We start from the raw sequence: 12400 nt of genomic DNA on the forward strand, positions 1-12400 counted from the left end.
GAATATTTGTAAGAAAAAAACCGAATATGCACACTAGCGTTAAAGCTCACTCAATATCATCGCAGATAAATATAAAGTGTCAGTTTGCGACGCGGGCAGCATTTTATGACAGATTCTCAGGGGATAACAGCGCCAGATTCATCCAGGTGCCCGGTAAGCGCGGAGGTTGCCACGTAAGCTGGAGCAGTAAGAGGAAAAACGTCTGAATATTCATCGACCGATGATGGTTTGTAACAAAATAATACAAAGATAGCTGTTTAAAATCGCCCGGACGTTCTTTTAAAGGACAATTTAAAAGCCAGAATGAATTAAAAAAATAGGCGATTACGATCCCGCAAGAATTATCCTAATTTCTCTCCGGGAATTATCTGCACGAATAATCACAACAAAATGGGGCAGATTTCTCCGCCCCGGTCATTTCATTTTTGGCGGCTTAAAATTCCGCGATGGTAGAGATTACGTTTGATACGCGTCAGACCCGGCTTCGGTTTGCGCGGCTCATCCAGGCTTGCCAGCACAATCTCAAGCACGCGTTCAGCCACATCGCGGTGACGCTGTGCTACCGCCAGCACCGGGCACTGCAGGAAGTCGAGCAGCTCATTATCCCCGAACGTGGCAATCGCCAGGTCGGAGGGCAGTTTACCTTCACGACGTAAGGTCACATCCATGACGCCCTGCAACAGCGCAAATGACGTAGTGAACAGCGCCTGAGGCATCGGATGCGTTTCCAGCCATTTCTCAAACAGCTGCGCTGCGGCTTCACGTTCGTAGCTGTTGGCATAGAGGTAGTGAACCTCGCGCGGATCGTCTTTCCAGGCGGCTCTGAATCCCTGCTCACGCAGGAAGCTCACGGAAAGCTCGGGCAACGCGCCAAGATACAGCACCGTTTCAGCGGGGAACGTTCTCAGCTCTGCGGCCAGCATTTCGGCATCATCCTGATCCGCACCCACGACGCTGGTGAAATGCTCGCGATCGAGCGCGCGGTCCAGCGCAACGATTGGGAACGGGTCGTTCGCCCAGCGCTGGTAGAACGGATGCTCTGGCGGCAAGGAGGTCGACACGATGATGGCATCCACCTGGCGCTGGAGCAGATGCTCAATGCAACGCATTTCGTTGTCGGGCTGGTCTTCCGAGCAGGCAATCAGCAGTTGATAGCCGCGCTGGCGCGCCTGACGTTCAAGATAGTTGGCGATACGGGTATAGCTGGTGTTTTCCAGGTCTGGGATCACCAGACCAATAGAGCGGGTACGCCCGGCACGCAGACCGGCTGCGACAGCATTCGGATGGTAGTTATGCTCACGAACCACCGCCATAACTTTTTCAACGGTCTTGTCGCTGACACGGTACTGCTTTGCTTTACCGTTAATCACATAGCTGGCCGTTGTTCGTGAGACGCCGGCTAGCCGGGCGATTTCATCCAGTTTCACAATTGCCCCTTAAAAAAAGAAAAGAGTCCATGGCCCTGTCAAGGTTATGGTTAAATCTTTTAACATCTAAACGCAGAAAAGACTTCGCGGCAACCGCTTTTATCTGCGTTGTCGGCTGATTACGCAAAAAAAAGCCCGGCTTTGGTGACCGGGCAGAAAGAGGCGAACCTTTTTGACAACTAACGCATGATTTTCTCGCCGCGTGACAGACCTACGACACCCGATCTCGCCACCTCGACAATTTTTGCAACGTCCCGCACGGACGCGAGGAAAGCATCCAGCTTGTCGCTTGTCCCGACCAGCTGCACAGTATAAAGAGAAGGCGTGACGTCGATAATTTGTCCGCGGAAAATATCCGCATTGCGTTTGACTTCATCACGCCCGTAGCCACTGGCCTGAATTTTCACCAGCATGACCTCACGTTCAACGTAGGCCCCCTGCCCCAGCTCACTCACGCGCAGTACGTCGACCAGCTTATGCAGCTGTTTTTCAATTTGCTCAAGCACTTTGGCATCGCCGACGGTTTGGATCGTCATGCGCGACAGCGTCGGGTCTTCCGTTGGGGCAACGGTCAGGCTTTCAATGTTATAGCCGCGCTGCGCAAAAAGGCCAATGACGCGCGACAGTGCGCCAGACTCGTTTTCCAGTAAAACAGATAATATCCGGCGCATATCAGGTTCTCTCCGTTTTGCTTAACCACATTTCATCCATACCACCACCACGAATATGCATCGGATAAACGTGCTCGGTCCCATCAACAATCACATCCATAAAGACGAGGCGGTTGTTTTTAACGTGCTCAAGCGCTTGCGCGAGCTTCGTTTCCAGCTCAGCCGGATCGGTCACCCGCATGCCTACATGGCCGTAAGCTTCAGCAAGACGAACAAAATCCGGCAGCGATTTCATGTATGACTGAGAGTGGCGGCCAGAGTAGATCATATCCTGCCACTGCTTCACCATACCGAGATACCCGTTATTCAGGTTCAGCACCAGTACGGGCAGTTCATATTGCAGCGCGGTAGACAGCTCCTGAATGTTCATCTGAATACTGCCGTCCCCCGTCACGCAGACGACGGTTTCGTTCGGCAGCGCCAGCTTCACGCCCAGCGCGGCAGGCAGACCAAAGCCCATGGTTCCCAAACCACCGGAGTTGATCCAGTGTCGCGGTTTATCAAACGGGTAATACAGGGCGGCAAACATCTGATGCTGCCCCACGTCTGAGGTCACGTACGCCTCACCTTTCGTCAGTCGCCACACCGCTTCAATGACCGCCTGCGGCTTAATATTTTCACTTTGCGTGTCATATTTCAGGCACTGACGCGCGCGCCACTGCTCAATCTGCTGCCACCAGTCGCGGATCTCATCCAGCGGCTGGGTTGCACTCTCCTGGGTCAGCAGATCCAGCATTTGCTCCAGAACCTGCCGGGCGTCACCGACGATCGGCACATCAGCCGACACCGTTTTTGAAATTGACGTTGGATCGATATCAATGTGCAGCACGGTAGCGTTCGGGCAATACTTTGCCAGGTTGTTGGTGGTGCGATCGTCAAAGCGCACGCCGACGGCAAAGATTACATCGGAATGATGCATTGTCATGTTGGCTTCATAAGTACCGTGCATACCCAGCATCCCCAGCGCCTGACGATGGGTGGCAGGAAACGCCCCCAGCCCCATCAGCGACGACGCAACGGGAAGGTTAAGCTTTTCAATCAGTTCACGAAGCTGGTCTTCACAGGCAGAGTTGATCGCCCCGCCACCGACATAGACCACCGGTTTTTTGGCTGCCAGAAGCGTTTGCAACGCTCGCTTGATCTGACCTTTATGCCCCTGCGTTGTGGGGTTATAAGAACGCATGCTGACCGATTCCGGCCAGACATAAGGCAGCTTGTTTGCCGGGTTGAGAATATCTTTAGGCAGATCGACCACCACCGGTCCCGGACGTCCGCTCGCCGCCAGCCAGAAGGCTTTTTTCAATACGCCGGGAATGTCTTCTGTTTGCTTGACCAGGAAGCTGTGCTTCACAACGGGACGCGAAATCCCAACCATGTCGCACTCCTGAAACGCATCGTAGCCAATCAGTGAGGTTGCCACCTGCCCGGAGAGGATCACCAGCGGGATAGAGTCCATATAGGCCGTCGCAATCCCGGTAATGGCGTTTGTCGCGCCGGGGCCAGACGTGACTAACACCACGCCCACTTCACCCGTCGCACGTGCCAGGCCGTCAGCCATGTGTACCGCCGCCTGCTCGTGACGTACCAGAACATGGTCAATGCCCCCAACCGTATGCAGCGCATCATAAATATCGAGAACCGCACCGCCAGGGTAGCCGAACACTTGCTTTACGCCCTGATCGATCAGCGACCGAACGACCATTTCCGCGCCAGACAACATCTCCATGCTTTGCCTCCAGGCATTTTGTTATAGACGGACTGGCGAATTCATTTCCGCACCGTCTTACGATTGGGATGAACCAATCTTATATTTTGCAGAGTGTTCTTTACCTTAACCGCTCGTTATGAGGCAGGCAATTAGCAAACCCGGGGAGATAAACGGTGCGTAAAGCAGAAAAAGCAGCCGTTCACAGAAGATATGGTTAATTCCTCTGGGAATAGAGAATGAGGTGATAAATCATCGCTGAAAAGCGCGACAATGCAGGAAATCATCTATTTTTGCGTGCCGTAGAGCAGCCAAAAAAAATCATCACAGAACAAAATAGTAGTTATCTAAAAAAACTCAGGATAAATCACATAACCCGATGCGATTTATCCTGATGCGTTTACCGGCGACAGATGCCAACCAGCAACTCTTCCATCCACTGATGTCCTTTATCCCGGCCCGCTGCTTCATGCCAGGAAAGATAACAGGTACGGCTATTTAGCTTGAGCGGCAGAGGCAAAATTTGCAGATTTAAAGGGTCAGAAAACTCTTCTGCCAGCCAGCGCGGCGCAATTGCCACCAGCTGTGTCTGGGAAACCACGTTTAATACGCTGACCATGGCCATGCCCTGATAAGCCACGCTCGCCTGTTTATCCGCAGTGTCATACCACGGCAGGCTAAAGGAAGCATATCTGTCGAGCGCAACAACGGCGTGCTGCTCGTTATAAACATCGTTTTCTCGCAGCGGAGAATTCAGGCGCGGGTGTTTTTTACTGGCGACCAAAACCATTTCATCTTTAAACAGCGGCACGCAGGAAAATTCCGGACGACGGAACTCTTCATACCCCAGAACGAATTCGATCTCCTGATAGCGTAACTGATGTTCTGTGTTTTGATTCAGGGATGATTTAAAAACAAGATTGATATTTGGTGCGATCTCTTCAACTTTATTATAGATAATCGACGTTAAATAATTATCTAAAGGGCTACAGACGCAAAGATGGAATACGCGCTCGCTGCTTAAGGGTTCAAAGCCCGATCCTGGCAGCTCATTTTGGACCAGTTGCAACGCCTGACGAATGGAGCCAAACAGCTGGAATGCGCGCGCCGTAGGCTGGATCCCCCTCCCGTAGCGAACAAATAATTCGTCGTTAAACATAAGCTTAAGCCTGGCAACGGCATTACTCACGGCAGGTTGTGACATCCCCAAGGTTTGGGCAGCGCGGGTGATATTCTGTTCCTGCATGACAGCATCAAACACCGTCAGAAGATTCAGATCCACCGTGCGTAACTGCGGTTTAATCCCATCAGTAGCTTGAGGTTGTTTAATATTATTTTCTGGCACTTCTGACTCCACTGTCACGCTACACCCCTTTGCTAACGTACGGTAATAATCTTGAAAAATATCATTTATCATGCAAATACGATCAGCGAAAGAGAATTATTTAAAATTCGGAATAAATAAAGACTTTATATTAACGAAAATTAATGAGCAAAACTGATATGTTTGACTTTAGGATTTAAATGAAACCATAAATCAAACCAATATACAATTACCGTCAGGTTAATGATGACTTAAGTATTATTAAACTGTTATTACTATCGCCCTACAGTTAGTTAACAACCTGTTATCCCTGTTCGCTTTTCAGCGTTTCGAAATAGATTCACTGCATTTATAACTTTATGATATCAAAACCCTTTAAGCACCAGGCATCCTCTTCAAAACATTTCACTCATTTTTAAACATTTATATTTATTGGTTTCTGCAACTCTTTTCTCAAGTCCAAAATTAGACAATTAATCGGGTCAAAAAAGCTAAAACCAGCACAATTAGCTAAAGTGAATACCCTGTTGATTCCGTCTGTCGGGCCCGTTTTCACCCTCAGGGGTTGACATGAACAACCGTATCCAGTACCACTAAAAGCATATTGAATTTAACGGAGCACGATTCATGACACGCACCATTCGTTTCACCGGTCTACTACTACTAAACGCATCCACTGTGCGCGGTAGACTGGCGGGCGAAATTCAGCGTTGAATCGTCACCAGTAAGACTAGAAACCCGCGCCACTGCGCGGGTTTTTTTATGCTCGTAGCAAGGCGCCCTAAGACTGACAAGGACCTAACCCATGAGCCAGCAAGTCATTATTTTCGATACAACTTTACGTGACGGTGAACAGGCATTACAGGCAAGCCTGAGTGTAAAAGAGAAACTGCAGATCGCGCTGGCTCTCGAACGTATGGGTGTTGACGTGATGGAGGTCGGTTTCCCTGTCTCTTCCCCAGGTGATTTCGAATCCGTACAGACCATTGCGCGCACCATTAAAAACAGCCGCGTCTGTGCCCTGGCGCGCTGCGTAGAGAAAGACATCGACGTCGCCGCCGAGTCGCTGAAGGTCGCCGAAGCGTTCCGTATCCACACCTTTATTGCTACCTCGCCTATGCACATCGCAACCAAGCTGCGCAGCACGCTGGATGAGGTGATTGAGCGCGCGGTCTACATGGTTAAACGCGCACGCAACTATACCGATGACGTTGAGTTCTCCTGTGAAGATGCGGGCCGTACGCCAATCGAAGACCTGGCGCGCGTTGTGGAAGCCGCCATCAACGCGGGCGCGAAAACCATCAACATCCCGGACACCGTCGGCTACACCATGCCGTTTGAGTTCTCCAACATCATCACCGGCCTGTATGACCGCGTGCCGAATATTGATAAAGCAATTATCTCCGTCCACACCCATGATGATTTGGGTCTGGCCGTAGGCAATGCCATCGCCGCCGTCCACGCTGGCGCGCGTCAGGTAGAAGGCGCGATGAACGGTATCGGCGAACGCGCGGGCAACTGTTCGCTGGAAGAAGTGATCATGGCGATCAAAGTGCGCAAAGACATCATGGACGTGCACACCCGCATCAATCACAACGAAATCTGGCGCACCAGCCAGACCGTCAGTCAGATTTGCAACATGCCCATTCCGGCTAACAAAGCAATTGTCGGTACCGGCGCCTTCGCGCACTCCTCCGGTATTCACCAGGATGGCGTCCTGAAGAATCGTGAAAACTACGAAATCATGACCCCGGAATCCATCGGCCTGAATCAGGTGCAGTTGAACCTGACCTCCCGTTCCGGTCGCGCGGCGGTTAAACATCGTATGGAAGAGATGGGTTATAAGGACAGCGATTACAACATGGACCAGCTGTACGACGCGTTCCTGAAGCTGGCCGACAAAAAAGGCCAGGTGTTCGACTATGACCTGGAAGCGCTGGCCTTTATTAACAAGCAGCAGGAAGAGCCGGAGCACTTCCGTCTGGATTACTTCAACGTGCAGTCCGGCTCCAGCGACATCGCCACCGCCTCGGTCAAACTGGCCTGCGGCGATGAAATTAAAGCAGAGGCCGCTAACGGTAACGGCCCTGTCGATGCCATCTACCAGGCGATTAATCGCGTCACCGAGTACGACGTTGAGCTGGTGAAATATGACCTGACGGCCAAGGGCCACGGCAAAGATGCACTGGGTCAGGTCGACATTGTTGTTACCCACAATGGCCGCCGCTTCCATGGCGTGGGCCTGGCGACCGATATCGTTGAATCCTCCGCGAAAGCGATGGTACACGTGTTGAACAACATCTGGCGCGCCGCCGAAGTCGAAAAAGAGTTGCAACGCAAAGCTCAGAATAAAGAGAACAACAAGGAAACCGTGTAATGTCGAAGAATTACCATATTGCTGTGTTGCCGGGCGACGGTATTGGTCCGGAAGTGATGGCACAGGCGCTGAAAGTACTGGAAGCCGTTCGCGCGCGTTTTGCGATGAAAATCACCACCAGCCACTACGATGTGGGCGGTATTGCGATTGATAACCACGGTACGCCGCTGCCAAAAGCGACCGTGGAAGGCTGCGAAAATGCTGATGCCGTGCTGTTTGGTTCCGTCGGTGGCCCGAAATGGGAACACCTGCCGCCGGCAGAGCAGCCAGAACGCGGCGCGCTGCTGCCGCTGCGTAAACATTTCAAACTGTTCAGCAACCTGCGTCCGGCGAAGCTGTATCAGGGTCTGGAAGAGTTCTGCCCGCTGCGCGCGGATATCGCCGCCAATGGTTTCGACATTCTGTGCGTGCGTGAACTGACCGGCGGGATCTATTTCGGTCAGCCAAAAGGACGCGAAGGCAGCGGACAACACGAGAAAGCGTTCGATACCGAGGTGTATCACCGTTTCGAAATCGAGCGTATCGCCCACATCGCGTTCGAGTCGGCGCGCAAACGCCGCCATAAAGTGACCTCCATTGATAAAGCGAACGTGCTGCAGTCTTCCATTTTGTGGCGCGAGATCGTCAGCGAAGTCGCTAAGCAGTACCCGGACGTCGCGCTGTCGCACATGTACATCGACAACGCGACCATGCAGCTGATTAAAGATCCGTCCCAGTTTGACGTGCTGCTGTGCTCCAACCTGTTCGGCGATATCCTCTCTGACGAATGCGCGATGATCACCGGCTCGATGGGCATGCTGCCCTCTGCAAGCCTGAATGAAGAAGGCTTTGGCCTGTACGAGCCTGCGGGCGGCTCCGCGCCGGATATCGCCGGCAAAAATATTGCTAACCCGATTGCGCAGATCCTCTCCCTGGCCCTGCTGCTGCGCTACAGCCTGGATGCAGGCGAGGCGGCAACCGCAATTGAAAACGCCATTAACCGGGCGTTAGAAGAAGGCGTCCGTACCGGCGATTTAGCACGCGGCACGGCGGCAGTCAGTACCGATGAAATGGGCGACATCATTGCCCGCTATGTCGCTGAAGGGGTGTAATCATGGCTAAGACGTTATATGAAAAGTTGTTTGATGCGCACGTTGTTTACGAGGCACCAAACGAAACCCCGCTGCTGTACATTGACCGTCATCTGGTACACGAAGTGACCTCTCCGCAGGCATTTGACGGCCTGCGCGCGCACAAGCGTCCGGTACGTCAGCCGGGTAAAACCTTCGCGACGATGGATCACAACGTTTCCACCCAGACCAAAGACATTAATGCCTCGGGTGAGATGGCGCGTATCCAGATGCAGGAGCTGATTAAGAACTGCAACGAGTTTGGCGTTGAGCTGTACGACCTGAACCATCCGTATCAGGGCATCGTCCACGTGATGGGGCCTGAGCAAGGGATCACCCTGCCGGGCATGACCATCGTCTGCGGTGACTCCCATACCGCGACCCACGGCGCGTTTGGCGCTCTGGCGTTCGGGATTGGCACTTCCGAGGTGGAACATGTGCTGGCAACGCAGACCCTGAAACAGGGCCGCGCCAAAACCATGAAGATTGAAGTGAAGGGTAAAGCCGCACCGGGTATTACCGCAAAAGACATCGTGCTGGCCATCATCGGTAAAACCGGCAGCGCAGGCGGCACCGGTCACGTTGTTGAGTTCTGCGGGGAAGCCATCCAGGCGCTGAGCATGGAGGGACGCATGACCCTGTGCAATATGGCGATTGAGATGGGCGCAAAAGCCGGTCTGGTCGCGCCGGACGAAACCACCTTCAACTACGTGAAGGGTCGTCTGCACGCGCCGAAAGGTCAGAATTTTGACAACGCGGTAGCGTACTGGAAAACCCTGAAAACCGACGATGGCGCAGCCTTTGACACCGTCGTCACTCTTCAGGCAGAAGAGATTGCGCCGCAGGTGACCTGGGGCACCAATCCGGGCCAGGTGATTTCCGTTAACGACAATATCCCTGACCCGGCATCCTTTACCGATCCGGTCGAGCGCGCCAGTGCGGAAAAAGCGCTGGCCTACATGGGGCTGAAGCCCGGCGTGCCGTTGACCGATGTCGCCATTGATAAAGTCTTTATCGGTTCCTGCACCAACTCCCGTATCGAAGATTTGCGTGCCGCAGCCGAGATTGCCAAAGGCCGCAAAGTGGCGCCAGGCGTGCAGGCACTGGTAGTACCTGGCTCCGGCCCGGTGAAAGCCCAGGCGGAAGCCGAAGGTCTGGATAAGATCTTTATCGAAGCGGGCTTCGAGTGGCGTCTGCCCGGCTGCTCCATGTGTCTGGCCATGAACAACGATCGCCTGAATCCGGGCGAGCGCTGCGCCTCCACCAGCAACCGTAACTTTGAAGGCCGTCAGGGCCGCGGTGGGCGCACCCATCTGGTCAGCCCGGCAATGGCCGCCGCTGCGGCAGTCACCGGCCATTTCGCCGATATTCGCAGCCTGAAATAAGGAGACAATCATGGCAGAGAAATTTACCCAACATACGGGCCGGGTTGTCCCGCTGGACGCCGCTAACGTCGATACTGACGCTATTATTCCAAAACAGTTTCTGCAGAAAGTGACGCGCACCGGTTTCGGCGCACATCTGTTTAACGACTGGCGTTTCCTGGACGATAAGGGCGAAGCGCCTAATCCGGAATTCGTTCTGAACTTCCCGGAATACAAAGGCGCCTCCATTTTGCTGGCACGCGAAAACTTTGGCTGCGGCTCATCCCGTGAGCACGCGCCGTGGGCGCTCACCGACTACGGTTTTAAAGTGGTCATTGCCCCAAGCTTCGCGGATATTTTTTACGGTAACAGCTTCAACAACCAGCTGCTGCCCGTCACGCTGAGCGATGAACAGGTCGATGAGTTGTTCGCGCTGGTTAAGGCGAATCCGGGCATTTCGTTTGAAGTGGATCTGGAAGCCGAAGTGGTGAAAGCCGGGGATAAGACCTACAGCTTCAGCATTGATGCGTTCCGCCGTCACTGCATGCTGAACGGTCTGGACAGCATTGGTTTAACCCTCCAGCACGACGCGGCGATTGCCGCTTACGAAAACAAACAGCCCGCATTTATGAAATAATCCTCCGGCCTGCAGTCCACTCTGCAGGCCGCGTTTTATCCCGATACCCGCCTCCTTCTGTAAATACTTCCCAAACCCAGCCAATAATGACGTTATATTTAATGTCAATTTAATGTTCCGTGCGCAAAATAATCGCTCAATCAGCTGGCAGCGGAAATAATCATGGAAAAGAAAAATGGCAATGAGTCTCATATCCGTTCTCGGGAAATACATAAATGCACATTAGTGAGCGTAATAATAAATAGTTTACTCACCGCCTTTCAGATAGTTGCAGGAATATTTTCCGGCTCACAAGGTTTAATTGCTGATGGGATTCATTCTCTTTCCGATTTATCCTCCGACTTTGTCGTTCTGATTGCGAATAAAAAGAGTCAGAAAGCCTCTGATATCGATCATCATTACGGTCATCTGCGTTTCGAAAACGGTGCAAAGCTCATTATTGGCGCTATTCTGCTGCTTGTGGGGGTAGGGATGCTCTGGTCCGCAGGCAATAAACTGCTTCACCCCGAGACGCATCAGCTGGTGAAAGGGGCCGCGCTGTGGGTGGCGATACTGGCGCTGGTGGTGAAGGAAAGCCTGTTCAGATACATGTTTGCCACGGGAAAACGTATTCAGTCCTCGCTGCTGATAGCCAATGCCTGGCATGCCCGTTCTGACGCAGCGTCGTCAGTGGTTGTCGCCATCGGCATTGCCGGGAATTTAGTGGGCTTTCACGCGATGGACCTCATTGCGGCCCTGATTGTCGGAGTATTCATCGCCCACATGGGTTACAAATTTTCTGCCGATGCCCTGCACGATTTGATGGACCGTTCGCTTGAGCCCGAGCTGGAGCACGACATCAAAACGTGTCTTCTCGCAACCGAGGGCGTCACCGGACTCCATGATTTAAAAACACGCAAGATGGGCGATTTAGCCCTTGTCGATGTCCATCTTGAAGTGAACGGCGAATTAAGCGTAAAAGAAGGACATCAGATTGCCGTGAATGCCAGAAATAACGTGATGCAAAAATTCAATGTGCTGAACGTGATGACGCATATTGATCCTGCCCACTAACCGGAACGCATAAATACAGTGTGACGCAACCGACCGTTAAGGTTTCGTTAATTAATCTGCGTCACACTGCATCGCATCAGCTCTCTCATTTTTGAGGTAAAAAGCGATGAAACCAACATTACGCGATACGCTTCCCCATAAAGAAACGCCTTTTCTTCGCATACTGCACATTCTTGTGGCCGTACTGGTCCTCGCCCAGATTATCAATTCTAATTTCACCGAAAGTGAAGCCCTCCACGAATCCGGGCTGAACGGAATTGTCACCTGGATCCATGTTATCTCCGGGTTTGGTTTAATTTTTTGTGGCATTGCCATGATGGCATGGATGTTAACCCAGCGCGGATTTAAGTATTACTTCGCCTGGCTGGCGCTGGATTTTCGCGGAATTGTTGACGATATTCGCACCCTCGCGCAGCGTCAGCTTCCTGACGCGCATGCCGGCGGTATGGCAGCAACGGTGCAAGGTCTGGGCGTGCTGGCGCTGCTGGGCGTTGCACTCTGCGGCGCGGCCTGGTTCGTGCTGAACGCCACGCTCGGGCCGGTATCGTCCGTCACGGAATCCGTCTTAGATTTGCATAAATTCCTGACGGTCTTTATTGAGACATATTTCTGGGCACACGGTTTCATGGGCCTCGTTCATATGTACCTGACGCTACGCGCGCAGCGTAAATATCAGTATTCAGAATAAAACGGTTCACAGAGCCCGGCGTTCCCGGGCTCCGTTTCGTTCATC

General features: G+C 52.6%; 11 protein-coding genes. 7 read left to right on the plus strand and 4 right to left on the minus strand.

All coding sequences use genetic code 11. The features are described 5' to 3' along the window. Positions 1-419: 419 nt before the first annotated feature. The 4 genes from cra to leuO form a co-directional block, all read right to left on the minus strand. Positions 420-1427: a catabolite repressor/activator gene (cra, locus tag ACERY3_RS14140; protein WP_058840535.1), complete on the minus strand. Its 1008-nt coding sequence runs from the start codon at positions 1425-1427 to the stop codon at positions 420-422. A 179-nt stretch (positions 1428-1606) separates the two neighbouring features. Then, positions 1607-2098: an acetolactate synthase small subunit gene (ilvN, locus tag ACERY3_RS14145; RefSeq protein WP_023310389.1), complete on the minus strand. Its 492-nt coding sequence runs from the start codon at positions 2096-2098 to the stop codon at positions 1607-1609. 1 nt (position 2099) lies between these two features. Then, positions 2100-3824, minus strand: a complete 1725-nt coding sequence (gene ilvI, locus ACERY3_RS14150) for an acetolactate synthase 3 large subunit (RefSeq protein ID WP_236902391.1) — start codon at positions 3822-3824, stop codon at positions 2100-2102. Between the two features lie 379 nt (positions 3825-4203). Continuing rightward, positions 4204-5166, minus strand: coding sequence for a transcriptional regulator LeuO (gene leuO / locus ACERY3_RS14155; protein ID WP_045888154.1), 963 nt, complete (start codon positions 5164-5166; stop codon positions 4204-4206). Positions 5167-5754: 588 nt separating this feature from the next. Between leuO and leuL the strand changes: the two genes are divergently transcribed. From leuL to ACERY3_RS14190, 7 genes are all read left to right on the plus strand, one after another. Then, positions 5755-5841 carry a leu operon leader peptide gene (gene leuL / locus ACERY3_RS14160; RefSeq protein ID WP_071786497.1) on the plus strand — a complete coding sequence of 29 codons (87 nt, stop codon included), beginning with the start codon at positions 5755-5757 and terminating at the stop codon, positions 5839-5841. 91 nt (positions 5842-5932) lie between these two features. Then, positions 5933-7504, plus strand: a complete 1572-nt coding sequence (gene leuA / locus ACERY3_RS14165) for a 2-isopropylmalate synthase (RefSeq protein ID WP_029741222.1) — start codon at positions 5933-5935, stop codon at positions 7502-7504. Further along, positions 7504-8595 (plus strand): 3-isopropylmalate dehydrogenase, encoded by a 1092-nt coding sequence (gene leuB / locus ACERY3_RS14170; RefSeq protein WP_047060144.1) that lies wholly within the window; start codon positions 7504-7506, stop codon positions 8593-8595. The genes leuA and leuB overlap by 1 nt, the downstream gene beginning before the upstream one ends. Positions 8596-8597: 2 nt before the next feature. Beyond that, on the plus strand, positions 8598-9998 hold the full coding sequence (gene leuC, locus ACERY3_RS14175; protein ID WP_196354876.1) for a 3-isopropylmalate dehydratase large subunit: 1401 nt from the start codon (positions 8598-8600) through the stop codon (positions 9996-9998). Positions 9999-10008: 10 nt separating this feature from the next. Continuing rightward, a complete protein-coding gene (leuD, locus tag ACERY3_RS14180) occupies positions 10009-10614 on the plus strand; it encodes a 3-isopropylmalate dehydratase small subunit (protein ID WP_373225894.1) in 606 nt (201 codons plus the stop codon). A gap of 162 nt (positions 10615-10776) precedes the next feature. Continuing rightward, complete coding sequence (locus ACERY3_RS14185; protein WP_167818877.1) at positions 10777-11667, plus strand: cation diffusion facilitator family transporter; 891 nt, start codon at positions 10777-10779, stop codon at positions 11665-11667. A gap of 106 nt (positions 11668-11773) precedes the next feature. Beyond that, on the plus strand, positions 11774-12355 hold the full coding sequence (locus tag ACERY3_RS14190) for a cytochrome b/b6 domain-containing protein (RefSeq protein ID WP_045400998.1): 582 nt from the start codon (positions 11774-11776) through the stop codon (positions 12353-12355). Positions 12356-12400: the final 45 nt, after the last annotated feature.

Origin of the sequence: Enterobacter cloacae complex sp. ESBL7, assembly GCF_041679625.1 — a bacterium.
GTDB classification, from domain to species: Bacteria; Pseudomonadota; Gammaproteobacteria; order Enterobacterales; family Enterobacteriaceae; genus Enterobacter; species Enterobacter asburiae_B.

Excerpts from the sequence above, each read along its gene's own strand:
- ilvN (WP_023310389.1), bottom strand. The coding sequence starts at position 2,098 with ATGCGCCGGATATTATCTGTTTTACTGGAAAACGAGTCTGGCGCACTG.
- ilvI (WP_236902391.1), bottom strand. The coding sequence starts at position 3,824 with ATGGAGATGTTGTCTGGCGCGGAAATGGTCGTTCGGTCGCTGATCGAT.
- leuL (WP_071786497.1), top strand. The coding sequence starts at position 5,755 with ATGACACGCACCATTCGTTTCACCGGTCTACTACTACTAAACGCATCC.
- leuA (WP_029741222.1), top strand. The coding sequence starts at position 5,933 with ATGAGCCAGCAAGTCATTATTTTCGATACAACTTTACGTGACGGTGAA.
- leuB (WP_047060144.1), top strand. The coding sequence starts at position 7,504 with ATGTCGAAGAATTACCATATTGCTGTGTTGCCGGGCGACGGTATTGGT.
- leuC (WP_196354876.1), top strand. The coding sequence starts at position 8,598 with ATGGCTAAGACGTTATATGAAAAGTTGTTTGATGCGCACGTTGTTTAC.
- leuD (WP_373225894.1), top strand. The coding sequence starts at position 10,009 with ATGGCAGAGAAATTTACCCAACATACGGGCCGGGTTGTCCCGCTGGAC.
- ACERY3_RS14185 (WP_167818877.1), top strand. The coding sequence starts at position 10,777 with ATGGAAAAGAAAAATGGCAATGAGTCTCATATCCGTTCTCGGGAAATA.
- ACERY3_RS14190 (WP_045400998.1), top strand. The coding sequence starts at position 11,774 with ATGAAACCAACATTACGCGATACGCTTCCCCATAAAGAAACGCCTTTT.